This window comes from Methanospirillum hungatei JF-1 (assembly GCF_000013445.1).
Taxonomy (GTDB): Archaea; Halobacteriota; Methanomicrobia; order Methanomicrobiales; family Methanospirillaceae; genus Methanospirillum; species Methanospirillum hungatei.
The window spans coordinates 3,422,723-3,448,842 of record NC_007796.1 but is presented as its reverse complement, the minus strand read 5'-3'; the positions used below and the strand labels follow the sequence as shown (position 1 = coordinate 3,448,842).

Annotated in this window: 17 protein-coding genes and 3 pseudogenes; 8 read left to right on the top strand and 12 right to left on the bottom strand. The window is 37.4% G+C overall.

The features are described 5' to 3' along the window. Positions 1 to 11: 11 nt before the first annotated feature. Entirely contained in the window at positions 12 to 770 is a 759-nt protein-coding gene (locus MHUN_RS16460) for a hypothetical protein (RefSeq protein ID WP_011450081.1), read from the top strand. On the opposite strand, the gene MHUN_RS17960 is transcribed toward MHUN_RS16460, so the two are convergent. Beyond that, entirely contained in the window at positions 763 to 1,629 is an 867-nt protein-coding gene (locus tag MHUN_RS17960) for a UDP-3-O-(3-hydroxymyristoyl)glucosamine N-acyltransferase (protein ID WP_011450080.1), read from the bottom strand. The two genes, MHUN_RS16460 and MHUN_RS17960, sit on opposite strands and share 8 nt — an antisense overlap. Positions 1,630 to 1,635: 6 nt before the next feature. Further along, entirely contained in the window at positions 1,636 to 2,079 is a 444-nt protein-coding gene (locus MHUN_RS16450; protein WP_052288926.1) for a hypothetical protein, read from the bottom strand. A gap of 889 nt (positions 2,080 to 2,968) precedes the next feature. On the opposite strand from MHUN_RS16450, the gene MHUN_RS19835 reads away from it, so the two are divergent. Both MHUN_RS19835 and MHUN_RS16440 read left to right on the top strand, forming a co-directional pair. Further along, the gene (locus tag MHUN_RS19835) at positions 2,969 to 3,403 is read left to right on the top strand and encodes an ABC transporter permease (RefSeq protein ID WP_275039195.1); all 435 of its coding nucleotides are present in this window, start codon (positions 2,969 to 2,971) and stop codon (positions 3,401 to 3,403) included. A 395-nt stretch (positions 3,404 to 3,798) separates the two neighbouring features. Further along, complete coding sequence (locus tag MHUN_RS16440) at positions 3,799 to 5,349, top strand: ATP-binding protein (RefSeq protein WP_011450078.1); 1,551 nt, start codon at positions 3,799 to 3,801, stop codon at positions 5,347 to 5,349. Between the two features lie 657 nt (positions 5,350 to 6,006). On the opposite strand, the gene MHUN_RS16435 is transcribed toward MHUN_RS16440, so the two are convergent. Next, entirely contained in the window at positions 6,007 to 8,427 is a 2,421-nt protein-coding gene (locus tag MHUN_RS16435) for an oligosaccharyl transferase, archaeosortase A system-associated (RefSeq protein ID WP_048067643.1), read from the bottom strand. 280 nt (positions 8,428 to 8,707) lie between these two features. Here MHUN_RS16435 and MHUN_RS16430 point away from each other — a divergent pair. Further along, positions 8,708 to 10,326, top strand: a pseudogene (locus tag MHUN_RS16430) (IS1634-like element ISMhu5 family transposase). Here MHUN_RS16430 and MHUN_RS20130 read toward each other — a convergent pair. Both MHUN_RS20130 and MHUN_RS16420 read right to left on the bottom strand, forming a co-directional pair. Then, positions 10,317 to 11,744 carry an oligosaccharide flippase family protein gene (locus MHUN_RS20130; protein ID WP_011450076.1) on the bottom strand — a complete coding sequence of 476 codons (1,428 nt, stop codon included), beginning with the start codon at positions 11,742 to 11,744 and terminating at the stop codon, positions 10,317 to 10,319. The pseudogene MHUN_RS16430 and the gene MHUN_RS20130 overlap by 10 nt on opposite strands. Before the next feature lie 332 nt (positions 11,745 to 12,076). Next, positions 12,077 to 13,432, bottom strand: a pseudogene (locus MHUN_RS16420) (IS4 family transposase). A 288-nt stretch (positions 13,433 to 13,720) separates the two neighbouring features. Here MHUN_RS16420 and MHUN_RS16415 point away from each other — a divergent pair. Genes MHUN_RS16415 through MHUN_RS16405 form a run of 3 tightly spaced genes read left to right on the top strand, consistent with a single transcriptional unit; the run spans position 13,721 to position 16,416 of the window. Further along, positions 13,721 to 15,004, top strand: coding sequence for a glycosyltransferase family 4 protein (locus MHUN_RS16415; RefSeq protein WP_011450075.1), 1,284 nt, complete (start codon positions 13,721 to 13,723; stop codon positions 15,002 to 15,004). Further along, on the top strand, positions 15,001 to 15,759 hold the full coding sequence (locus tag MHUN_RS16410; RefSeq protein ID WP_011450074.1) for a hypothetical protein: 759 nt from the start codon (positions 15,001 to 15,003) through the stop codon (positions 15,757 to 15,759). The genes MHUN_RS16415 and MHUN_RS16410 overlap by 4 nt, the downstream gene beginning before the upstream one ends. Positions 15,760 to 15,765: 6 nt before the next feature. After that, on the top strand, positions 15,766 to 16,416 hold the full coding sequence (locus tag MHUN_RS16405) for a class I SAM-dependent methyltransferase (RefSeq protein WP_011450073.1): 651 nt from the start codon (positions 15,766 to 15,768) through the stop codon (positions 16,414 to 16,416). 114 nt (positions 16,417 to 16,530) lie between these two features. Here MHUN_RS16405 and MHUN_RS17945 read toward each other — a convergent pair whose 3' ends face one another. Beyond that, positions 16,531 to 18,342: a hypothetical protein gene (locus MHUN_RS17945; protein WP_011450072.1), complete on the bottom strand. Its 1,812-nt coding sequence runs from the start codon at positions 18,340 to 18,342 to the stop codon at positions 16,531 to 16,533. An 86-nt stretch (positions 18,343 to 18,428) separates the two neighbouring features. Here MHUN_RS17945 and MHUN_RS16395 point away from each other — a divergent pair, with 86 nt between their 5' ends. Continuing rightward, on the top strand, positions 18,429 to 19,382 hold the full coding sequence (locus MHUN_RS16395; RefSeq protein WP_011450071.1) for a tetratricopeptide repeat protein: 954 nt from the start codon (positions 18,429 to 18,431) through the stop codon (positions 19,380 to 19,382). 358 nt (positions 19,383 to 19,740) lie between these two features. On the opposite strand, the gene MHUN_RS16390 is transcribed toward MHUN_RS16395, so the two are convergent. From MHUN_RS16390 to MHUN_RS16370, 6 genes and pseudogenes are all read right to left on the bottom strand, one after another. Then, positions 19,741 to 20,253 carry a flagellin gene (locus tag MHUN_RS16390; RefSeq protein WP_011450070.1) on the bottom strand — a complete coding sequence of 171 codons (513 nt, stop codon included), beginning with the start codon at positions 20,251 to 20,253 and terminating at the stop codon, positions 19,741 to 19,743. A gap of 103 nt (positions 20,254 to 20,356) precedes the next feature. Further along, positions 20,357 to 20,896, bottom strand: coding sequence for a flagellin (locus tag MHUN_RS17940; RefSeq protein WP_011450069.1), 540 nt, complete (start codon positions 20,894 to 20,896; stop codon positions 20,357 to 20,359). Positions 20,897 to 21,145: 249 nt separating this feature from the next. Beyond that, positions 21,146 to 21,988, bottom strand: a complete 843-nt coding sequence (locus tag MHUN_RS19635; RefSeq protein ID WP_239441539.1) for a hypothetical protein — start codon at positions 21,986 to 21,988, stop codon at positions 21,146 to 21,148. A gap of 273 nt (positions 21,989 to 22,261) precedes the next feature. Then, positions 22,262 to 23,452: pseudogene (locus tag MHUN_RS20125) on the bottom strand (STT3 domain-containing protein); the annotation flags it as partial. Then, positions 23,449 to 24,561, bottom strand: coding sequence for a HEAT repeat domain-containing protein (locus tag MHUN_RS16375; protein ID WP_011450067.1), 1,113 nt, complete (start codon positions 24,559 to 24,561; stop codon positions 23,449 to 23,451). The pseudogene MHUN_RS20125 and the gene MHUN_RS16375, both read right to left, overlap by 4 nt. Before the next feature lie 23 nt (positions 24,562 to 24,584). Next, positions 24,585 to 25,565: a hypothetical protein gene (locus MHUN_RS16370; RefSeq protein WP_011450066.1), complete on the bottom strand. Its 981-nt coding sequence runs from the start codon at positions 25,563 to 25,565 to the stop codon at positions 24,585 to 24,587. Positions 25,566 to 26,120 lie beyond the last annotated feature (555 nt).

Sequence of the window (26,120 nt, the reverse complement as noted above, 5' to 3'; positions counted from 1 at the left end):
TTGACAATAATATGAAAGATTTTACCCTTGAAATGTATAGGGAGTTGGTACGGTTTTTTTTAACCTCCGGATATACGATATGTTCAGTTGATGATTATCTTTCCGGGAGCAATGATGCCCGGAATACGGTAATCATGAGACATGATATTGACCGCCGGATTTACAAAGCAGTTGATTTTGCACATATTGAACGTGATTTAGGTATCCGTGCAACGTATTATTTCCGGCATCCGTATACTTTTCAGCCTCCAGTCATTCAAAAAGTCAGAGATATGGGTCATGAAATCGGTTATCATTATGAAGTAATAAGTAAAGCTGATGGCGATCCTGATCTGGCGGGTAAGTTATTTCAACAGGAATTAAATGACTTTAGAAAATATTTTCCAGTTAAAACTGTTTGTATGCATGGTGCTCCATTATCAAAATATGATAACCGTGATTTCTGGAATCATTATTCCTTTGAAGAATTTGACCTTTTAGGTGAAGCCTACCTGTCGATAAATTGTGTGTATTATTATTCAGATACCGGCCGAACCTGGAGTAATACTCATAAAATACGGGATAGATTGCAGAACCAGATAAATAGTTCATCTGAAGATGTGCATTCGACATGGGATCTTATCCGGGCTATTGATGATAATAAACCCCATATTGTGTATATTCTGACTCATCCGGAACGATGGGCAGGTTCATCCGGGGAATGGATATATTTAGGGGGAGTGGATACTGTCGTAAATGCAGGGAAAAAGGTACTGAGTTGTATCAGGTAATTATCCCTTTAAATCGTTCACGTTTTATTGTCCAATTATCCTTTACCACCATTCCAGGACCAATATTTTTCGTGACCCTGGATCCTAATGTAACATAACAGGAGTCTCCAATGTTCACTCCAGGGTGGATGGTGGCTCGAAGCCCTATCCAGCAGTTTTTTCCGATAGTTACATACTCTCCGATCTCAGAATTTGCTGTGATAAGGGAACAATCATTGACAACGGCTCCCTGTCTGATAGTGACCAGATTGTCGATATGGCATCTTTTACCTATGATAGTTGTATCCTGAAACCATGGTTTCTCTATACAACAATTTGCGTGGATAACAACATCCTGTTTGATATGGACCGATCCAAATAGATGATATTCTTTTAATGATTGATCTGAATCATCTGATTGAGGGATTGAACCGATTAGAGTATTTGGTCCGATAATGGAGTTATCTTCAATTATTGAACCTTCATGAATAATTACATGTTCATATATCTGTACTTTTTTACCGATACTTACATCGTTTTCAGAGATGATTGCAGTAGGGTGTATGCTTGCAGAGGGATGTATTTTAGTCGGTTTTTTGCTTTCTCCGGATTTCTGGTAAATCTCTTTTTGAATAAATAGTGCTGTTTTCAGAGGATTTGGGGAGATTAATAAGCCTTTTTCTGTATCAATTGGGAGAAGAATAGTCATTGGAATTATGAAACCTGCAATGGTTTCTGACAGTACGGCATATTGAAAATCCTGCTCTGAATTAATTGGAACAAGCCTTTTTTCTCCTTTTCCATGTAGATGACCAATAGTTGAAAAGTTCGCATCATTGGTTATTTTATTCTCTAATTCGGCAAAATCTGAAATCTTCATAATTGATTATCCTGATATACCGCGTGTTGCAATAGTTTCCGGTTTCAGAACAGAGTGAGAAGAGATATTGATTCGGTTGGATATCACGGAATTATTTCCAATGTGCACTTTTTCACCGATGAGAGTGTTACCCCCGATAGTGACTTTATTTCCTATAATACTGTCTGGTCCGATCCAAATGTTATGTCCAATATGAACATGTTCTCCTATCTTTGATCGAGGGCCAATATATGTATTTTTTCCAAACAGGCCTCTGTCAATGCAAGTATTGGGTCCGATATATACATCATCAGAAATTAAAACTCTTCCCGTATGAATAATTGGCAATCGTTTTGTTTTGTATCGATAGATTTGATAGCCTGAGTCACCAATTACACACTGGTCTTGGATAATAACTCCGGAATTTATGGTGGTATGAGGTTTTATAACGGTTTTTTTCCCGATTTTCACATTTTTGTCAATTACAACTCCCCAAGGAGATATGCATGCTGATGGATGTATTTGGGCAGTGGGGTGTATTTTTGTCTGTTTGGTTTTTTTATGGAGGCGCAGAATAGCGGATCCATAGATATTATAAATATAAAATAGTAAAAATAAAAAAGACCTCACTAGCCAAATTCTTTTACTTATATGGTCAAATTTTCTTATTAATAATCTATTAATTTGCATTTTGAGTATTATTTATACGGCTGTTGCTTTATTTTACCTGAATGCGATCGATTTTCGCTTTTTTTACCCGGTGATGCTATTCAATGAATTAAGATGGAAGAAATATTGCAAAAAATGTCAGCATCGAAATAATCGTTCATGTGATTTCGTATGATTCATATAAATTAGACATTGGTGAATGATTCATATACTCATGACTTGGGATTTTTGATCAATCGAATACATATAGGATTTGGTTAATAATTTATATATTCATTTTCCGCAATTGGGATAATAATGGAAACATCATCTCGTCACCATCGGATCATTCGTCCACCTGGTAGAGGAATAAATTGGAACTTTCCGGACTCTGGGCTTATCAAGAATTATTCTACATAACATCGAGAGAGGTAAAAATTCGTTATAAACAGACAATTATGGGCGCCAGCTGGGCGATTTTACAACCTCTCTTTCCGATGATATTTTTTTCGTTGCTTTTTGGAAGACTTGCCAGAATGCCCTCGAATGGAATTCCATATTCGCTTTTCTCCTATTCAGGACTCATTCTATGGATATTTTTTAGTGGAGTACTTTCTGATGCGTTAATAAGCCTTGTGAGTAACGCTCACATGCTTTCCAAGGTCTATTTTCCACGTATATTTTTCCATGCAGCACCTAAATTTCCGGACTATTGGATTATTTCATCGCTTTAATTGTTCTTTTCTTACTAATGGGGTGGTATGGTTTCATTCCCACCCTTTTAATACCGATATTGCCAGTTATCATTCTGGGCACGATGCTGTTTGCAACAGGACTTGGATGTTTTCTCTCTTCAGTCTATGTAAAGTACCGGGATGTACAGTTTGCCCTGCCGTTCTTCATTCAACTCGCCATGTTTGCATCACCAGTCATCTACCCGGTCAGTATTATTCAGGAGCACCTTCAATGGCTCTTATATATGAATCCCATGACCGGATTTCTTGATGCAGACCGTGCTTGTACGCTTGGTCATGTGGTTTTTGACTGGGCAGGATTATTCGTGGCTTTTGGGATCAGTATTATGGTTTTTATTGTGGGAGCGATTTATCTGAAGAAAACGGAGTATTATTTTGCAGATCTGATATGAATGCCAAATCCCCTTTCATATCGATCCGGAACTTCAGTCAAATGTAAATAAGAAGTTTTCTTATGGATATTATCAGCATTGTTTGTCGGTCATCTATGCTGTCATTATATTGAATTTTACATTCATCACGGGCCGTTCCGTAGTTGATTTTCCTATAGTTTCAAATATGGTTTGTTCCCCTTTTTACACCCCTTAAACTTCTCCTGAATTTTCGACCTCTATCTTTCAGGAGATGTGTATTTCACATGTCCATAGGTTTTTTATAAGGAGTAATGGTTTTCTGCTTTTGAGGACATGAGATATTGTATAAGTTTTCAGGTACATGCAGGAGGTTCTCTCCTCTAACACGCGGGAAAAAAGAAATGATTAGATCATATATGTAACTTATTCTTGGTATGAGTTCAGATAAACTGCCCATTGGAATCCAGTCTTTTACTGAAATCAGGACACGAGGTTATGCCTATGTAGATAAGACAGCCTTTGTTGCGTCTCTTGTTGACTCTGGGAAGTATTACTTTCTTTCCCGTCCTCGTCGGTTTGGTAAAAGCCTGTTTGTAGATACGCTTGACTGCGCTTTCTCCGGGAAAAAAGAATTATTTCATGGACTCTATCTTTCTCAACCGGAGGTATGTTGGGATTTTGAAACGCTGTATCCGATATTGCGGGTTGATTTTTCCGGGTCAGCTCTTCGATCCACGATAGATCTCGAGCAATGGTTCGATCGGCTCCTTACACGATGGGAAGCCAGATTTGATCTACATAAGACTGAAGGATCTCCTGGAGAACGACTTATTTCCCTCATCTCAATGATTGTCGAGAGATTAGACAACCAGGTTGTTATCCTAATTGATGAGTATGACAAGCCCATCCTGGATAATCTGGGAGATCCGGCTCTTTCCACTCGAATGCGTGATATACTGAAGGATTTTTATGGGGCTATCAAGCCTTTGGATAATTATCTAAAGTTTGTTTTCCTGACCGGGGTTTCAAAATTTGCTAAGACGGGGATATTCTCAGGATTGAATAATCTCAATGATATAACCATGGACAGATCCTATTCTCCGATTTGTGGTTACACTGAAATGGATCTCTCCAGGACCTTTAGATCATGGATGAGTAGGTTTAATCAGGATGATGTCAGGAGATGGTATAATGGTTATTCGTGGGTCGGTGAATCAGTCTATAACCCGTTCGATATACTTCTTCTTTTTTCTAAAGGAGAGTTTAAATCGTATTGGTTTGAGACCGGAACACCTTCCTTCCTTATCAAACTGCTTTCTGAAAATCCCCGTTCTCTGCCAGTTCTTGATTCTTTTCTGGCAAGTGAAGAACTCCTGGGGTCGTTTCTCATAGAAAAAATTTTGCCAGAAACTCTCTTGTTTCAGACGGGGTATCTAACGATAAAGGGTGAATCACGGGTTGGAGAGAAACTCTTCTATTCTGTAGGATTCCCTAACCTTGAGGTAAAAAGCGCATTTTCAAGCCTAATGCTCAGTATCCTTGGTGGATCCGCGGATATCTCTATGAATCAAATCGGCCTTGATTCAATTCTGAATGCCGGTGATCCCAATCGGCTACGTGATGTTTTCCACTCCTTTTTTGCCTCAATACCTCATGACTGGTATCGTAAGAATAAACTATCCGGGTTTGAGGGATATTATGCCAGTATCGTATATGCCTACTTTGCCAGCCTTGGGTATGAGGTCATCCCTGAAGATACTACGAACAAAGGGCGTATTAATTTGACAGTTATGACTCGTACAGGTATCTGGATTTTTGAGTTCAAAGTTCAACGATCCGAGGGCTGTAAGGATCAAGGTCCACTCGCTCAGATCAGGGAACGAGGGTATGCTGAAAAATATCGTGCAGATGGACGGAAAGTATATGAGATCGGAATTGTTTTTGATCCTGAAAGTCGGAATATTGTGACATGGGAAGTTGGGTGATAAAAAAACATTTTGAATGGCGTATTCATGCACTGCAACAAATGATTTCTAGGAATATTTCCAGAGGAGATGCCCTTAATAATCGTTATTCTAGAAAGATTATTCAATCATGCCCTTTTGACTAACCCTATCCCAATTTTTCTAATTTAGGTCATTCACATGGAAGGCCACTACAGAAATTTTAGTCGAAAAAACCCGCCTGTCAAATTTCATTTCTCGATGAAAATCTAAAAAATTTTGATCATGATAGTGAGCGATCTCGTTGATTGTATAAAGTCAAAGTGCCAAAGTTAGTTTATATATCCTAACTCTACAGCGACGCAGACTATCGCTTGAGAAGAAGTCAATTCGGGTATTTTCTCTCTAAAAGGTTTTAATTTGTGCTCCAATGGAGATCATGGGTGCCATGTTGGGCTTTTATATATACTTGCCGAAATTGTATGTTTGAAAATTTTGTTTTTCATTAGATGAAGAGCATGCGGTAGATGCAACCATTATCATTCCTAAACCGATACCATATAAGAGTTTTTATGGATATATCAGTAGCGCTGATATACTCTGGCAGTTCATCATCCGACTCACCCACGATGATCAGGCGACGAACTGAATGCTGGGGACGTTTGTTTTCAATGATCTTTGGGGGATTCCCTTTCGAATCTACGATAAAGAGGGCCCCTGAATCATCTCCTCGTTCACCTCAATCACCTTCCCAGTTTCTTTTATCCGATATGGTCCAGTTGCATGAACAGGCCAGGCTGTCTGATTGGTGGAGTATGGAAGAATAAATGATCCGTTTATACTCTGCTGCCGGTACGTGAATTCTCTCCCCCGGTTTGTGATCATTGGCAGCTCAATCGTCCCTTCTCCCTGGATGGTAGCACCAGGAACACGCTCAAATATCTTGACCTTCCGGATATCATGCTCATCAGTCGTTGATAATGAAGTACTGGATTCCCAGATAAGACGATAATGCTGAAGAGCTTCAATATCCTTGAGCGGACGGGTTATGGATTCAGAAATTTCCGGATCCGGACCACCCGGGAAGATGACAAGCATATCAGTACCCGGGACTGGTGTTCCTTCCTGTTCAAGAATTTTCCGCTCACCTCGCATGCTGGATCCATCGAAAACATGGAGCCTGGTTACCATGCTTTCGTAGAATGGCTGGCGGTAGCCAATTGAACTTACCGGCTTTCCGGTTGCTGTGTCATTTATGGAGATTAATCCCATATATTGTCCGGGAGTTGCATCACGTGAATAAACCCGCATCATCATCTGCATGGTATCAAAGAGCATGTCTGCATCGGTGATGATATATTTGATAGAATTTTCTGAGGTTATTAGGTCTGCAGGTTTTTCTGACCGGCTCATGAAGAATTGTGCGGCCATATCCAGATTTGCCTGGAATGGATTTGTGACTGCCATCCGGTGGGCTATCGTAGTGATCCAGTGTCCATAATCCCACCAGGAAAGAACTCCGTATGATGAATCCGGGTATCTGAATGAATCGGCGTGGTATACCTGGTAGTAATCCACACCCGGATCAGGCGTTTCATTTTTCATCCAGAGTAATCCCTCAACCCAATCTTCTGATGCGATGTATGGTTGATAGTTATAATCTGCTGTTGCAATTATACTTGATATACATAAGGATATTCCAACAGCTCCAATGAGAAGAACAAGAGCGATAAGTGCAACTGGTCGCTTTTTCCAATTAATTATCTTATAGGTAGAGTTTTGGCAAGATTCTTCATTGTAAATTTCAGTTCTTTGGTCATTAAAATGGAAGAGCCAGTCCAGGAAATAAGCAGATGTCAGTGTTAAAGGCACAGCAAAAAGAATCTCAAACCTGATGTTGATAATAGTTAAAACTCCGACAAATCCGGTCCAAAGAAGAAGATAGACTATATTACTATTATGTTTGCGTATTCCGGTAATGAGCAGGAGTATTAGGGCGGGTATGAGCAGGAAAAGCATAACATGGTAATTAAAAAAAGCAACATCTAAATTGAGCGGGTGGTACTCTGCAATCGCAAAGTTTGTCGGGGTGGAGGAAAAAAAATCCTGTACTCCATTTAGTATCTTGGTTGCATAACCGGGGATGAGGAGGAAAAGCAGAATTGCTAAGGTTAATACTGGCAAGAAAACAGCTACAAAAATTTTTTGATGGGAGAGATGTGTCTTTTGAATGACTATCTGAATGGCCAGAAGGAAAACTCCGAATAATACGGGAATAAAAAGAAATGATGCAAGAGAAACCGGATCCAAGATGAATGGAACCTCTCCGGTCTTATCTGGTGTAAAGAACTGGAGAGTTATTATTGCTCCCATACATGATGAGATACCTATTAAGATACTAAAAGGCAGGAGAGTTTTTGTCAGCTTTATAAGTTGATATCCAGCAAGGATTACAAAGCACGTGGTGATACCTGCCGCAATAACCATTGTTGGTGCATTGATCATACCAAGTCCGAGCATCAACCCGGTGATCCCCCCTCCAAGGATTGCGACTTTAAATTTTGGTCCCCCTTCACCAGAATAAAGGCGATTGAAGGAAATTACGAGGAAGAGGGAATATGCAAGCATGAAAAAAGATTCGAAGATATGGTGGTCTACGTATCCATACATAGACCGAATCAGGTAACTTCCAGGCATAACTGCTATAAGAAGTGCTGCCGCAACTCCACACCATTCTCCTTTGATCTCTTTTCCAAAACAATATGTAAGGGGAATAGTCAGTATTGCAGCTAGTACCGGTATCCAGGAGACGAAAAGGATCATTGCTTTTTCATTTCCTGATCCTGAAATTTGGGTGAGTAATCCACCGAGCAGGGGGAGGAACGGGCCCCAGAAAATTATTGCACCATCCGGGAAATGGGTGAAAGGATCAAACCAAGTATAGGAGGGGAATGAATGAGCAGCAAGTTCTGTCTGCCTGATAATATACCAGGGATCCGGTGTCAGAACCTGAGGCGATTGTCCGGATGTGAGAAGAGAAAATGTTTGTGCATGAAGGATAAGTGTGATGATCATTGAAATTAGAATTAAAATAAAAATGATGACTGAGTTTAGTTTCATGTTCATGACTATGCCTGTACTAGAAATTGACTTTTACAGATTAATAATTCTGGAAAGGTTTGGTTCACCAGTTTATTTGTCGTGGAAATCCCCCTCTTTTTTTTAATTAGATCGACCTGAAAGATGCATTATTGTATTTTTAGGGCCCTCTTTGCGATGAAGAAGGTGCTGGTGTTGGGATTTATTGACAATAGGTTATATAACCCATATTCGTCAGATCTATTACAATTTTATATAATAGTAAACTATATAACTAAGAAGATCTCCATTACTATAATTAATGAAAGATGAGGATGTTTCATTAGAAATAGACTCCATAAAAACCATTGATCATCTTGGAATCGTTGCAGGCACGTTCCATAAGCTTGGTTTAGCTCCTATAATTGACCGGGCAATCCCTAAAATCGGTCAACATCACCTATCAAGTTCTCAAATTTTATTAGTCCTCATTCTCAACGGACTTGGATTCACAGAGAGACGACTCTATCTTTTTCCCGAATACTGCAAGCATCTTGATTTGGAACGTCTCATAGGTCCGGATATTTCTGCAAAAAATCTAAATGAATCAGTCATTGGTCGCCTTTTGGATAAGATATATGCATATGGCCCCAGCAAGCTCTTTACTGATCTTGTCACCCAGATGTTTATTGTTTACAAAGATGGAGTACAGCTTTGTCATGTTGATACAACCAATTTCAGTGTTCATGGTGAATATGGAAATGAATCCGGAGATGGATGTATCAAAATTACAAAGGGACATCCAAAAGACAAACGCTGGGATTTAAACAGATTTGCCTTAAGTATGGTGGTTAACCAACACGGGATACCGATTTTTGCTCGTGCACACGATGGCAACGAATCAGATAAGGAAGTTCTTGTGCAAACAATCCTATCATTGCAAGATTCATTCACATTTGATCCTGATGTAATCTTCATGGGTGACAGTGCCCTGTATACTGATAAAAACATCAAAACCCTCGGTCCGGAAACAAGGTGGATATCAAATGTCCCAGCCACAATAAATGAGATGACAGAGTTACTCAAATCTGATCTTCTCTTCACTCCTACCTCAGATCCACGGTATTCTTGCAGTAGCGTTGACTCACATTATGGTGGTGTTCCTCAAAAATGGATTGTTGTCTCATCTGAAGAGATGAAAGCTCGAGAATTGAAGACGTTTCAGAAAAACCTCCCTGTGAGGTTCAAAGCCGCATTAAAAGGGTTAAAACAGATTTCTAAAGTATGCTATGCATGTGAAACAGATGCCAATAACGCTCTCTTACGCTATCTTAATGAAACACCTTTAGAAAATTGGTGGATTCAAGGATCAAGGTCAGTTATAAACGGGAAAATGGTAAGAAGGGGCGCCCAAAAGCAGGAGAAACGTTAATCCCACAATATTCGATCGATGCAAGGGTTGAACTTGCTCAGGATTTCGTTGAAAGTGAAAAAAAGTATCTGGGCAGATTTATTCTTGCAACGAATGTTTTGAGTTTGGATTCTGAAACGGTTCTGAATCACTATAAAGGACAGATGCTTGTCGAAAAAGGTTTCCGGTTTTTAAAGGACAAATCATTCCGGGTTGCTGAAGTTTATCTGAAAAGTGAAAAAAGGATCGAGGCTTTATGTATGGTTATGGTTCTCTGCCTCATGGTTTACTCATATACTGAAATGCTGCTGCGAAAAAGGCTGAAAGAAGAAGATGAAACGGTGTTGAATCAGAAGAAGAAACCTACCTCTCGTCCAACGCTCAAATGGATTTTTTTTAAATTCAGAGAGATTAAGTCATGTATTATTTCAGTCAATGATGCACTCCATTCATCTATCCAGAATTTGGATCGAGAACTATTGAAGATATTGCGATTGCTTGGGCCGGAGTACGAAAAATTCTATTGTTGAAAAAAGATCTGGCGAATGTGGGTTCTAATGTCGTTGAACCTTATTAAGGAATATTTTAAAATAAAAATTGAATATATAAAAATCACGCTTATAACTACATATACCATTGAAGTCTCTAAATTGATACTAATCGTCGTGCAACAGAACCCGAGACATATAAAAACTGTAATGAATTGTATGATTCTCTTTAAGTTAGATCCAAGATGATTTTTGACCCACTCTAGTAAGATAAAAATTGAAATTACATATGAAATCACTACCGAAAATGCGGTGCCCTTTATTCCACACAAATTCGTCCCGATAATCATGAAAATTACCAATTGGGTTATCATAAATATTACAAACTGTAGATATGAGTTGTCCTCGTTTTTTGATAATACAAACCATGACAGAATTGTAATCATTATTGCAATTGGTACATACCATATTAATATTTGCATTATCATGATACTCCTAAAATAGTGTGAACTGTATAAAATGCTTATTAAAGAAGGAGTAAATAATTCTACACAACAGATAATGGGAATTGATAGGGCAAAAATAAAAACAATTACAAACTCAAGTATATTCTCGTGATCAATTCGATAATCTCTACTTTTTCTACAGAAAGCGGGAAATAATGGGATGAAAATCATTCCTATAATTGATATTAATGTCGATAAAATCCTAGATACAGCTGCATATTCTCCCAAATTTTCCGGAGAAATAAAAAAGGCTAATACAATAAGATCTGCATTAATCAAAAAAAGAGACAATATTTGGGTTAATCCTATGGGGAAACTGGAAATTATAAGGGTTTTATCCTCTAAAAGTACTCCTGTTTCAAAAAATGGTTTTTCACTCAAAAGATGTGTCAATATCAATGATACTATTGCAACTATGCTTGCAATGATGAAATAAATAATTGGTACCCAAATAATATCGTTTTGAAAGTGAATAAAAAAAATGCATAATAACAATACCCCTATTGATGTTATGGTTCGTAAAAATGCCCGTATTTCCATTTTTTCCAGACCGGTAAAAACCCATTCGAGATTAAAAGCGTAAGGAATGAGAGATGTAAAAAATAACCAGCAAATCGCGACAAAAATACTCTCGGGATTTATGTATAGGAAGATAATCCCTGAAAATGCAATTACCAATATTGCCAGAAAAATTTTAATTCGGGTAATTTTTTTTATTAAATTTAAGGTGGCAGCTTTTTTTGAGGCGATATATCGAATCCCATACATAGATAGTCCAAGATCAACAATGGCAATAGAGACTCCATAAATGGAAATAGCCGAACTATAAATTCCGAAGTTTTTCGGGCCTAATGTTGTTCCAAGATGGGAGATTAAAATTATTCCTGATAAAACAATTATTAATTGAGATAAAGTTATGCTAGAAATATTCCGAATAACTAGGGGGAATTTCACTTATAAGTATCCAATTATGATATATGCTATACTAAATGATATAATTGTTATTCATGTAAGACAGCTTTGGAGATAGATCCAGATTCGGCGACATAATTTTTCAACTTTCCGTAATATCAAATATGTCTCATACATAAACCTCGAGATACCTCTCCCACTTTATTCTACTACTCGTACGCGCTAATGTGTCACTATAGCGGTCTAAACTAAAAACATTGAAGCTTCGTATAGGCACTAGAGAAAAAAGGAAGAATTACGAGTTTTTCCTGATTTTTTACCGATAGCCAGTAGTACCTAACCCTCCATCGGGTCATTTATCCGAAGATAAGACCCTATTGAATTTCTGAAAATTTCAAGGTGAGAGTTTCGTTATTGTTGCGGTTTTGCCAAGGTGCCGCAGTGATCTTTCTAATTTATCCCATCGTTTCTTAACATTGCCTGTGCCAAATAAATTTTGATTCAATATGCTCAAAAACTCCAATCCTTTCTCTGAAAATACTTTTGACCATAGCATCTGAGTATATTTTCCTTTATCATTTTTTCGAGTCGTAGATACAATCCAGGTAAACAGATCTCTGCTAATAATAAACCGTAGCAACATGGAATAAATGTGAATAAACGCCATTGGTTCATTATTGAGTAACATTTTTCCAAGGTCGTAATCCCCTTTCAATTCCTTGAAAATAAGTTCAATCACCCAGCGAAATCGGTATAACTCATAAATATCATCAGCAGAAAAAACCTCTTTTCCGAGATTTGTGATGTAGAGATGCCATTTTTCAGTGAGAGGATTCCAAGAACAAATTACCCTGAATTCTTGAAATATTGGAGTTTTAATTTTGTTAATATGCTTGTCTCCAATATGAAATGAACAGATGAGATCATAAACACCTTTCTTTGGCATTCTATCTAAAAAATCATCACCATTTATGCTTTTAAAGCAATTATGATCTACAATTGATGTTATTTCTGGAGGGCCTGAATTAATTGAAACAACCTTAAAAACGGCATTGCTTTTTACTCTACTAGCAAAAAAACCTCCATATTCTTGAATTTTAGAGAATGTTTTCAGAGAATAGTATCCCAGATCGTTAATCAGGAGAATATTTTCAACATCAGGTCCAATTTTTAGCATCTTATAGTCATGAACTCTTTCTGTTGTAATTATTGCATTTTTTACAGAATGGTAAACAACACTGTAAACTGCATGGATCTTTAATCCTGCAGAATCGTCACGGGAACGTGCTGCGGGATGCAAATCGTAGAGCTTTTTACTAATTCGAATAATGCTGCTGTCTTGAACTAAAATATCTTTGAAATCCTCAACAATTCCCTTTAAATGAGCAGGGGACTGATGAACTATTTGATCGATATAATGATCCATCAGGGATTTCAAAAAATCTACTAATTTATAATTAAACCGTTTCCTGAAACTTTGGTTACGAATTGAGGTTTCAATCTTTGGATTATCATCAAGATCAACATAATGACGATGAATCTCCTCTAATGTGGGTTTTAGATGACTGCTGACTCCAAAAATGAGGGAAAATATCAAAAGGACAGGATCGAGTTTCCGTTTTCTCTGCATAAATCCCGTTTCCCGAGTTTTTTTCTATAAAATCAAAGGTAAATTTCTGAAATACCCAAGATTTTAGATTTTTTTGACCCTTAGAAGAAGGCTTCTTCATATTCTTTAGGTCGCCCGACGGTGCTCACCGTAGGGCGGCGCCGAAAATATATAAAGGTATCGATTTAAGGTTGGAATTGTATTCTTGCTCAGTAACACTGATTTTTGCTTAGTTAGGTATCAGGTCATAAAGCTGTCTTACATGAATTGTTATTGAGATGGGTATATGATGTATTTCTAATATTTCGTATTGAGCAAAGTGATATAATAAATGGATAATGATATATTATTTATTGACATTCGCCCTTTATTCAAAATGAAAATTGAGATATGATTAAATCTAACCATTATGGGACTGCCAAAGAGTTGGAAGGGCTCATCGAATTTATTTTTATATATGAAAAATTTAATTGTATTGAGCAGTAGTCTTCCAGATCACTGCGAAAAATTTCAAGGTAATTTTGTATTTGATCTATCAGCAGCGATATCTGAAAAAGGTGTAAATGTTGTCATATTGTGTCCTCATAACTATAAAGCAAAATTTTTTGAAAATGCAAAGGGGATACTGGTGTATAGATTTCCCTATTTTATTCCATTTTCATTTCAAAAACTTGCAGATGGAACTGGCATTGCAAAAAATATTCAGACAAGCATATTATCAGTAATTCAGATACCATTATTATTACTATCTGAAATATTTTTTACTTTCATTTTAGTTTTAAAAAACCAAATAGACTATGTCCATTCACATTGGATAGTGCCTCAAGGTTTTGTGGGTGCAATTATTTCATTCGTTCTAAAAAAACCACATATCTGCACGATTCATGCCGCGGATATTTTTTTACTGAGAAAATTATTCTTCCATAAATATCTATTGAAGTTCATAATAAGAAATACCAATCATTTTTTTATTGTGAGTAATTATGTATTTAATGCAGTTAACAATCAATTGTCTTCAAAAGATTCTGAAATTTTAAGTAAAAAATATTCCATTCTACCGATGGGGGTTCATGTAAGTCGCTTTGAACTGGATAAAAAAATAATTCCTATCAGGAAAAAATATTGTGTTGAAAATAAATTTATACTGCTATTCATAGGCCGACTTACTGATAAAAAAGGAGTAGAATATCTAATTGAATCCCTCTATGAGGTCATCCAATATGATGCAAACATACACTTACTTATTTGTGGAAATGGGCCTTTACATGAAATTTTATTGGATAAGGCAGATAACTTAGTTCTCAATAATTTCGTCTCATTTTTGGGGTATATTACCGAGAAAGAAAAAATCGAATTGTTATCAATTGCTGATGTTCTTGTTGTTCCCTCTATAGTTCTGGATAATGGGGAAACGGAAGGAATGCCTGTGGTTGTTCTTGAAGGTATGGCTGCTGGTTTGCCGATTATTGCAAGTGATGTCAGTGGAGTGAGGGATGTTATTCAGACAAATTTTAATGGCTTATTAGTTCAGGCGAGAAATTCGCATCAGATAGCGATGGCAATCCTAATGCTCATGAAGGATCCTGTTTTAAGGGAAAAACTAGGAAATGAAGCGAAAAAATCAAGTAAAATGTATGATTGGGAAAATATTTCACAATCCTATCTGTCACAATTAAATGGAATGAAAAAATGAAACCCGATTCAACGATTTTAGCATATCTTCGTGGAGAAAAGTTCTCTAATGGGACTTCTATTCATATTTACTCAAGAAAAGAGGTATTTAAGGAAAAATTTCAATTAATCGAAGAGATTGTATGTAATAAAAAGATTATCCACATAGGATGCTGTGATCATCTCCCGCTAATTGATTTAAAAATGCGCCACCATACATGGCTTCATGCCCGTTTGTGCGAGTGGTGCCAAAAGTGTATTGGTATTGACATAAATAGAAATGGCATTGATTATTTAAAAAATTCAAAGGGATATGATGATGTTTTTTGTGCGGACATTACCAATACTCCTGAGAAATTTATTCTTGAAGAAAATTGGGATTATTTTGTTCTAGGAGATATTTTGGAACATGTCGATAATCCATGTGATTTCTTAAAAAAGATTTGTGAAAATTATTCGCAATGTGTTGATAAATTACTAATCAGCGTTCCAAATGCATTATCTGGATTCAATATTTTTTATGCATTATTTAATAGAGAATATGTCAATACTGATCACAGATATAATTTCACCATATATTCTCTCTCAAAAATTGTTTACCAAGCTGGAATGACCGTTGATCGGTACTGGTTCTGCCAGTCGAAACCAAATTATCAAATCACTCTTGGACAGAAAATTCTTAAAAATTCATTTTATCTGCAAAAAATTTTCTTCCGCTTATTCCCAACATTACAACACTCCCTGATAATGATTGTTAAAGTAAAAGAAGACAAATAAATTATTATGGATCCAATATTAAATCCCAGGATCTGGGATAAATCATATCTGGTTTTAACAGAACTAGCGAAATCTCTAAAGATGTCGATAATATCCGAAATACCTCCTGAAAAAAAAGATAATGTAATTTTAGACATCGGATGTGGCACAAAACCATATTATAAGTTATTCAAACATCTTACTAAGTTTTACATCGGTATTGATATTGAAAAAAATCCTGGTACCGATATTATTTGTGATGCTGCTTATCTTCCATTTAAAGATGATTCATTTACTATTGTAATTTCAACGCAGGTTCTAGAACATGTTCAAAAACCAGATTCTGTGATAAGTGAGGGATATAGAATATTACAAAAAAATGGGGTTATTTTTCTCTCTACACATGGGGTATGGAGTAAGCATGGAAAGACTGATTATTGGAGATGGACTGATTCAGGCCTTCAATTATTATTTGCAAAGTTTTCGGACGTTCATGTTATATGTAATGGCGGGGCGATATTATGTCTCTTTCAATTAATAAATTTATATATATCTGTTTTACCATTTGGGAAACGAATTTTATGGTTAATCTCTAACATTGTAGGTGGATTATCTGATAAGGTTTATCGCTGTGAAAAATATTTAATCATTAATTATTTAGTAACCGGTAAAAAGTGATGAAATATTTTGAGAACACCGTATTTCAAAAAATATTTTATTCTTTGTTCATGAGTTGTAATTGTCAATTTTTTTGATGAGCCTAACCTCTCAAAAATCAGAGGTTTTTTTACCTTAATTCACAATCTGGATTACATATGTGAAGAGGTATTGCAAAACCGGTTGCCAAAAGGGATATCCGTTCATCTTTACATGTGAATAGATGAGGATAATCATCAATTGGATCGATGATGGGATCCCCAACATGATTGCATATAATGTTGGGAAAATATTTTTTGAGTCCCAGAATCCAGGGTATATTGTTGCGCATACTGCAATGGATAGGTATACAATTAACAATATTTTAATCATCAGCGAAAAGTGTATGTAAAGAGAAAATCCATCTAAAAATATGCTTTGATATGCAATTATTAACAACGGGCTGATGATAAATACTGAAAATAATGAATAATTCAGCCAGCGTTGTTGATTCAAAGATATCTGCGGGGATAAAAGGATAACAGAAATAATCCCCATCGGGATGTATAGAGGGGAAAAGTATCTCATATCTGGTAAACTGCCCTCACTGACAGTTGATCCATGAATCACCCGGGCATATGCAAGTACAGTTAATACTATGATGAAGAAAGAGAAGAGCAATATACTCACGGTTTCTTTCGAAAAGTATTTATTATTGTTTTTCTTGGCTCTAATCCCATAAATAAGTGCAGGAATTATTATTGGACATATTAAAAGTATGCCTAGACTCCCATTTGGTGAAATCCAGAATAGCCTGTATAGATCTAATATTTCTTCTATTCCCGGGGAAAAAAATGTAAAGATCTGATTAAGGTAATAAAATCCCTGAGAAATAACGTCGACATTTTCCGAATTTACATCCTGAATGATGGAAGTAACATTTGTTCGGCTATTTGCAACGTAGAGATACTGGGGGGGTATAAGAGGATTTTTTGTGATAAGAATATTATTTAGAAAAAATGGAACAAGGCCAATAAAAATTCCTGATATGCACGCATATATCTCCTTCTCTTGAAAAAGATGTAATAATTTCAGTTTTGTATCTTTCTTTCGTTTATACAATGACCCAAATTCCCAAATCACCAGACCCCCAAGAATGAAAGATCCATATTCGGGTCTGGCCCAACAAATGAGACCTCCCACCACAAAGAGAGAAAAGACATGAAGATAGGAGCTTTTCACCTGATAGATAGTAAAAACATACACTAAAAAAGTGATCAAAAAGGCAATCAGAAGATGATCCTTTGCTGATCCAGCCCAGAAAAGATATGATGAGCAACAAATCACTGATAGTGATCCGAATATAGAGACAATCCGTGACATCTGAATATATCGGAAGATTATATAAATCATAGATGGAATGAAACTGAACAAGATAGTGTTTGTAAAAATTATTGCGGCTGATTCTATCGGGCTATCCGCCCATGTACTCTCAAATGGCTGGTAAAAATAAATATTAAGTAAGAATAATCCAAAAAAGGCGAATAGAATGATCAAAAATATCCGTTCAATATTTTTTCTTTTATAGTCTGAAGCAATTCGCACACAGGTCAGAATCGTTCCGGTCCCAACCAAGAACCAAAAAACAAGGAAAAGTAGTCTGAATGAATCACCAGCAGTGTATATTAAAAAGAGACTTGGGGTTGAAATAACGGGAAGCATTAGGCTGTATGCCAGATAATTATCCCGTGTTGTGAAATATGCGCCCATTTCTCCTGTAAATAGTTTTCCGTACTTCCCTTCATTTTCAATAAACTGGTTCCCGGTGAAGAGTTGATTCAATTGATTGGTAGTAATCCATTCATCATTCATATAGAGAGAGGGTGAAGAAATCCCAAAACATATGCAAAATGAGAAGCCTGCTAGAACAAGCATAATAATAATATCATCTTTTGTGATCTGGGCCATATCCAGTATCAAGTTAATTTTTCATACATAAGTATCCTTCATACCTTTCAGTACGAACTATCAATATTGAAGAATAATAACTAGGTATGCAGTTAGGACGAATTGTCTGTCTTCTCATAATCTCCACTTTCCTATTTCCCGGGGTTTCTATTGGCACAGAAATAACTGATGATCTTCAGGATGACTTATTATTTCAGGCAATTGAATTATATTCTGATGGAAAATATAATGCTTCAAAAGAAATAATAGATCGATATCTGATTTTTAATGGTGAAAATGCATCTGCCCTGAATATCAAGGGTCTAATCCAGATGAATACGGGTGACCATAAGGGCGCTCAGACTAATTTTCTCAAGGCACTTGAGTTTTCGGACAATCACGCTCCTCTCTATTATAACCTTGGTCTCACCTCTTTTTACTTGAGTAATATGGAGGAAGCCGATGAATATTTCTCGAAAGCAAGGGCATGTAACACCTCTTCATTTGACTTGTTTTTTTATTCAGGACTAGTAAAATATGCTCTTGGTTCTTACAATGAAGCTGTTGAACTGCTACATAATGCTTCTATGTTAAACCCGAATGATTCAGCAACTTTGTTTAATCTAGGGATGTCATATGAACAGATAAAAAAATTTGATTTGGCTGTGAAAGCGTATGATCAGGCAATCAATATTGACCCCCAATATGAAAAACCATGGTTTTTTAAAGGAAGAATTTTCCAGTCATTTGGTAATGATACTTTAGCCATTAAAGCATTAGAAAATTATACTGCTCTCGCCCCGGAGGATGATCTGGGTTGGTTTTTTTATGCCAAATCACTGCATGATAATGCCAGAAATAATGAATCAATACGAGCTTTACGAAAAGCAATCGACATTAATCCCTCCAAACAGATGTATAAAGAATTTTTAAGTGTGTATGAAAGTGATAATCAATCCACACCGAATGAATTGATCTTTGGACGACTTTCAGATAACCTCACAATATTTATTCTAGTAATAATTTTTATTATGTGTGGATGTGCGATTTATCGTAGATAATTGTTTTTTATTTTATTTTTTAGGGTCCCACCTAAATAAAACAATCATAAGGGTATGTACCCGGTTTAAATTCATGAAATTACTATTTATCCTCCTTTGTCCGTTCGCATTGGTTTTCAGAGGTGATTAAATATTGTGTAGAAAAGAACATGGGTTAATACAGAGGTTGTTGCATAACTTTAAACCGCTGGTACAATGAGGAAAAAACCAGATTTTTTATCGCTGATTTTAGGTTCCACTCGAATGGAAATTATCTTCTTGCGGAAATGACATTTTAGTTATGCAAAAGCCTCTATAATTGTATAAATTGATTGATGTGCTAAAAACTGATAAAAATACGTTTCGAAAAAAAAGGAAGTTAGATAATAACTCCGCCATTATATCCATCGCTTAAAGTTCTTGTTACAATCGTTGATGCTCCAGTCTTCGGTTTAATTTCCAGAACAAATTTCTGTCCTGCAATTGGTTTGTATCCTGTTGGTGCAGTAATTGTTACCTTAACACGAGCACCAGGGTTTAATTGTTGATTAGTTGGAGTTATACTCGTCAAGGTTGTAACGGCTTTGTTCTCCTTAGTCCAGAGATAGGTGACATATTTAAGATCCTGAGTCTCTCCGCCTTCGGGAACCTTCACATAGAAATAAAGTTGCGCTAACCCACTGCCACCTTTAGAATATGACCCGTAGATCATACCATCAAGTATCAGGTTTGATGTTGCCTGTTTCATTCCTGAGTAGGTTACTTCTTGTGACTTCTGAGTTGCGAAGAACCCTGCACCCAGCATCACATAGGAGAACACTGCGGCGACTACAACGAATGCAATAAGCACAATCGCTGCTTCAAGGCCGGAAAATGCTGTTTCTTTTCTCATATACGATACTCCTTTCCGGATCACCCGGAACGAAGATTATATTCTACACAATTGGTAATAAAGATTAGCATAAGTGAATAAATAGTTCAACCCTAAAAAAATATTATATAATTACTCCTCCATTATACCCTTCGCTTAACCACCGTTTTATTAATAATGTGGATCCCTGTTTTGGCCGGATCTCAACAGCAAACCACCCCCCATTCGTCGGCCCCTTGACATCTGCTAGATCAATGCGGACATTTTGTCCCTCTTTAAGTAAATCAAGCCCTTGTGCAAAAAAGTGTGAATTATCTGCTACAGTTGCGCTCCAGGTATAATCTTTTGGATTTGAAATGTCACTCTGGGTATATGAGATGATCATCTGCTTCAGATCCTGATCTAAACCTTCATCCGGGACATATATGGTAAAAGAAAGTTTATCGAGCTGATGAGTTGTTTCATGCATTGTCCCATATATTCCCCCTTCTTGATAAACTGATGCAGCAGCGGTTTTTGTTCCTTCATGAACTGATAGCTGGGCTTTGTCGGCGACAAAGAATCCAGATCCGAGCGTTGCATACGCAAAAACTGCTGCAACAACCACAAAGGCAATCAGAACAATCATAGCTTCAAGTCCAGAAAACCCATCCTCATTATTCATATAATCCCTTTTTGATCATACTAATTAAAGTATTATGGTGATGGCATCATGAAAGTTTTTCTTTTAAAAATCAATACTCTCCATTCACCTAGCGTAATTAAAATGGTTTTTTCTTTACAAGTTTGTGAAATTTGCACCAGTAAAAAAATTAAGCCTTTTTCACAAAGGATAAAAGATTAATGAAACTTCATTGGCACTTTTTTATATACCCAAAATCCCTGCCCTGATAGATTATTAAAGGAGTTTCAATCAGCCCTTCTCCTGGATTTCAGTAATGTTCTTGTATTCGAAGATTTTTACCCGAGGTATCTTATCCAGCGCGGTCTCTTTTGAGGGAGACGATTCCACATCAAACAGTTTTAATGAATCCTGAACTGGTCCGGTATACGGGGTAACGGTTGTATTTGATTCGTATACTAGTCTGAAATGGTGTAATTCATCAAGGTCATATGGGGGAGAAAGAATTGATTCTGATCCCTGTTTAGCATTTCTTACTGTAAATTTCCCCTGCACATGACTTCCGTTAAAAAGATAGAGATGAATGGCAAGAGTTTCGTAGAATGGCTGGTAAAATTCAGGATAGAATTTCTCCTCCCCTGTAATGTCTGTATCTGTAAGAAAACTCAGATATTCATCAATACTTATTATGGGCGGTATCTGACTGCCACGATACAGATACATGGGCAATTCATCATTTAAAAAATCTGCAGTAACAATAAGATATCTCCCCCCGAGTGATTTCATCACCTCATCTGTAAATGACTGATTCCGGGATCCATATAATGATTCAATCAGGGCACCGTTTGTCTCTTTATTCCCGCTTGTACTGACTGGGCGCTTTGCCCAATAATGAGCAGCATATCCATAGACCCATGGAGTAATAAGAGAATATCCATCAGATGGTACTTCATAATGATTTGCTAAATATATCTGGCTCGGATTAATCCCGGTATCCGGGCTGTTATTCTGCAGCCAAATCATTGCATCAATAAAGTCCTGATTGAGAACATCGTTTTTAAAGTCATCTTTTACCCATTCATATGATACGCTGCTGAATTGCAGGATGATACAGAAAAAAATGAAAATCGCCAAAATTCTTCCAAGCCAATCGGATAACGGGATTGAATTTTTTTGAAAAAAGCTTGGTGGTATACTTTTCCCATAAGGTAAATCAGCATTATCCTGAATCAGACTATCAGTATTTTGGCTGGTATATAGTTTGAATGTTCTGATAAATTTACCTCCGTTTATCCAGATTTCATTCAGACCAGCACCTGCAAGTATCACAAATGGATAATCCAGATAATATAAATGACGTTGATGCTGAAATGCAGCGAAAAGGAAAAAAGAGAACCAAAATAAGATAAAGATCCATTGTATGTTTTTCAATTTCCATATCTGATGAATGCTATAAATAAGGCCTATTGATATGGGAAAGAGAGCAATACCATACATCTTCAAAAATCCATCAATTGTGAGCGGAGTCCATTCAAGATTTAAAGTATATGGATAAGCAAAAAAATAATTGATGAGTTCCCAGGATTGTGGTAGAAATAAATTCGTTATTGCAATTAATAATCCGGATAGGAAAATAAGAAATAAAATAAAAAATCGTTTTAATGATAGTCTTTGAAAAACCTCTGGAATTGAAAAAATTATCCATAACCAGATGCCTCCGCCCAACAGTGCCAAAGCAAGAAGATTAAACGTGCGAAAGATTACGGATGATTGACTTATAATACTTAATAGAATTAAAATAAACGTCGATGGCAGAAAGATTAAATAATAAATTAAAATGAGTCTCTTTTTGTTGATTATTAATGAATCTACAAATAAGGAAGCTATGGTTAGGACAATCATTACAATAGCAAAAAAGACCATCATTGTGATTACATTGAGTATTCCCAGCGTGAAAAATAATGCTGATAAGATTATTGCAGAAAGTGGTAATCGTATGAAAATTTCGCCATTCGAGATCTTTTCGACGGTTTTTTCTGGAAAAATCTCCGGAATCAACTTTACAAAGTAATAACAAAAACCAGCTGAAAAAAGAATTTCAAAACAATGATGATCCAGATATCCAAGAGTTGTCCTTATAAGAATAGAAGGAATAACACACACAAGAGCTGCTGCAGCTATCCCTGCAAATTTCCCATGCATCATCTTTCCGAAATAATACGTTATTGGAATAAGAAGTAAAGAGGAAAAGAATGGGATAAATGAAATTATCGAAATATTCGTTACCTCTCCACTTCCACTCGTAAGGAGCAGGATGGTAGCAGCAATCAAAGGAAGGAGAGGATTCATTTCTATAGTCTCTAATCCCTGCGGGAATCCAATAGAAGGATAGAACCACGAATACATTGGATAATTATGTGCCACGAGTTCTGTTTGTGTGAGAAGAAACCATGTATCGCATAGTCCTTCAAGTCGTGGGTGATTACTGATAATAATGCCAAAGGGGATCAGACGAACAGATACGCCGATTAATGCTGAAAAAAGGATAGCAAAATAAATTAAAATAAAATATTTATGCGACTCAAATGATTTTCTCAATTAGATTCTCCTCTCAATTTTTCCAATTCTTCCCTTGCCCTGACCCTGACTGCACTATTGGGATCATTCATACATCGGCTTATTACCGGGATAACCTCTTCTCTCTCACCAATTTTTCCTAAAGCAGTAATCGCCCGAATTCTGACACCCGCATCCTGATCTTTTGTCGCCTGGATAATATACGGAACAATCAGAGAGTTGCCAATACGTCCAAGTGTCTTGACTGCTTCACGCCTGACATAGGGCGACTCATCATATAACCGCTCAAGAATAGGATCAAGGGTAGGGATCACTCCGGATGAGACACGGAGAGCAATGAGAGATCCGACCCGGATTCTCCAGTCTTTCTCCTGAACCCCCCTCACCAAATCAGGAATAGCTACCTCACCAAGACGCCCTAACGACTCAGCGGCAGCTTCCCGGACATACCGATCATCGTCTGCCAGTGCCCTCATAAGTGGTTGCACCGCTTTCAAAGAACCTGTCTTCCCGAGTGCTTCTACAGCCATTCTTCTGACAAACGGACTTTCATCCGTTAATGTCCTAATCAGGGGAAGTACTATCCTGGGATCAGACAGTTCAGATAAAGCTTCGACAGCATCCTCCCGTTCATGCTCATCTCCGCTCCCCAAGGCCGTGATAATTGCATCAAAATCTCCGCCGAATTTTGATACTTTCTCATCCTTGTTTCTTCCCCCCCGTTCGATAAGATCAGATATTACCGCCTCAACCAATCTGCGATCCTTCACATATAACAAAAGGACCATGATAGTTGCCAGGTCAAGACCCGTATAAAGCATGACAAAGGCAATACTGAACTGATACCCAAAAATATCTGAAAAGATCCAAAAAGCAACAATAGACAGGAGAATAACCCCCAACAACCTCAACCCTGATTTCGGGTACCAGAGGGCCAGGAGAACTATTGGAATCAGATAGAGGTGTGGTATGAAGACATAAATAAACCGAAAGCCGGTCCACGGGCTCTCCCACAAGACATATATCGAGACAAATAATGCAAGAAGAGCCAGAAGAGCAATGAAGAGTATCTTTCCTGTCTCAATATATCCCCGGTGACGATGAATCATTGACAGGATTTTCTCAAGCATAATCCTGACCCCGTCAACAAAAATTATACTTCCCCGAATATCGCCATCCGCGCTTCTTTCTCGTACTCTTCCTGATTCTTGAGCGCCGCAGCCTGATGGGCAGGAGTATCCCAGAAGTAATATTTCTCAATCTGCATGAGCCGTATCCACCGGTTTGTTATCTCCTCTCCCACCTGGTATATCTGATAATACGTCTCCGGACGGGGATGCTCACAGACCGAGGCGACCTTGAGTTCCTTTAAGATATTGACCATGGCATCACCAACAAGTTTGGTCTGGTACCATGGATTTTTCTGCCACCGGTGGGTAAGCATCTCCATGAGATTCAGATTTTTGAACTTCTTCAGTTCAGGAATATTAATCATCGGGTTCAACTTCATCTCGCTCATGACCTCTCCGAGCATCAGGTCTCGGGCAAAGAACATCCCGTTATGCATGACAAAATATCGCCTGGGGATATAATCCTTGAATGAGACCAGATCATGCATGTCACGCATGCTCTCTTTCATGAGGTAGTAGACCTGCGCGTTTCGCATGACCGGACAGAGTTTTGCAACCACCACATTTGAGAGCAGAGTCCACGGAAGTTCGATGATGGATTCATGAAAGAGCATGTACAGGTAAAACATCAGTTTTTTCTTGATCCAGAAGTCCAGGTGGCGTGTCTTTTCATCTTTCAGGACATCAAGGTAGATCTGTTCCATACCGGAGGTAGCAGATTTCGCATCAAAGGAGAGGACTTTATAGCCATTGTTCTTTGCTGCAATACCCCGAAGCAGGAGCTTGATTGCATTCTGCGCGATGACAAAGTCCTTGAGCATACCGATCTGCTGGTTGGAAAATGCGATGACATTCCGTGATCCCTGGTAGGTATATTGATCAAGCAGTATCCCTTTTCGTGGGGCTTCCTGTTTTCGTGAGAGATGTATCGTTGTTCCCAGCTGTTCCTCAATATGGTCGAGAAGTGACTGAAGGGATGATGATATCTCGTACTTATTTTCCATGAACTCATCGAGTTATTTGGTCATCATCGTATTTGACGGCAGCGATATGATGGTCATGATTCATGTGAGTGAAGGCATGAGTCGTGTTTCTTCAAGGGGTGAAGGAATCAGAGGTATGGCGGGTACATCGATCCGTACAGGGCTTCGCATGTGTGATAGTCTCTTTACTTGGGCTGAACATTCGCATCGAAAGGGCGAAAGTTGGTAGATTTATGGAATAGACGAATAAAAAGTTGATACACATAAATCAAAGGTTCTCAATCCCCAGATATGCCCTCCCACCTGACATTTAAAGATATTGCCGAAGTTCCCGGGGAGAAATATTGAGGTGCTTATGTGCTGTGAACAGGAAAAACTGGGGAAGCATTCTTGCAGATGAAATCACACCTGGTTCCTCCTCTGAAACTTTCATTGCGTATGTATGTACGGGACCGTCTGGATTTTGAGGGGGAGCATGGTAATTTTTTATCGGTCTGGGTTGAGGCGAACCCTCCATAAGTTTTTTAAAACATTCTGCAAGTTAAAATATTTACACCTTAAATTTAATTGATAATA

Coding starts and splice junctions, on each gene's coding strand:
- MHUN_RS16375 (WP_011450067.1), bottom strand. CDS start 24,561: ATGCTTGAGAAAATCCTGTCAATGATTCATCGTCACCGGGGATATATT.
- MHUN_RS16415 (WP_011450075.1), top strand. CDS start 13,721: ATGGGACTGCCAAAGAGTTGGAAGGGCTCATCGAATTTATTTTTATAT.
- MHUN_RS16390 (WP_011450070.1), bottom strand. CDS start 20,253: ATGAGAAAAGAAACAGCATTTTCCGGCCTTGAAGCAGCGATTGTGCTT.
- MHUN_RS17940 (WP_011450069.1), bottom strand. CDS start 20,896: ATGAATAATGAGGATGGGTTTTCTGGACTTGAAGCTATGATTGTTCTG.
- MHUN_RS16435 (WP_048067643.1), bottom strand. CDS start 8,427: ATGAAACTAAACTCAGTCATCATTTTTATTTTAATTCTAATTTCAATG.
- MHUN_RS16370 (WP_011450066.1), bottom strand. CDS start 25,565: ATGGAAAATAAGTACGAGATATCATCATCCCTTCAGTCACTTCTCGAC.
- MHUN_RS16460 (WP_011450081.1), top strand. CDS start 12: ATGAAAGATTTTACCCTTGAAATGTATAGGGAGTTGGTACGGTTTTTT.
- MHUN_RS16410 (WP_011450074.1), top strand. CDS start 15,001: ATGAAACCCGATTCAACGATTTTAGCATATCTTCGTGGAGAAAAGTTC.
- MHUN_RS17945 (WP_011450072.1), bottom strand. CDS start 18,342: ATGGCCCAGATCACAAAAGATGATATTATTATTATGCTTGTTCTAGCA.
- MHUN_RS17960 (WP_011450080.1), bottom strand. CDS start 1,629: ATGAAGATTTCAGATTTTGCCGAATTAGAGAATAAAATAACCAATGAT.
- MHUN_RS16405 (WP_011450073.1), top strand. CDS start 15,766: ATGGATCCAATATTAAATCCCAGGATCTGGGATAAATCATATCTGGTT.
- MHUN_RS16395 (WP_011450071.1), top strand. CDS start 18,429: ATGCAGTTAGGACGAATTGTCTGTCTTCTCATAATCTCCACTTTCCTA.
- MHUN_RS16440 (WP_011450078.1), top strand. CDS start 3,799: ATGAGTTCAGATAAACTGCCCATTGGAATCCAGTCTTTTACTGAAATC.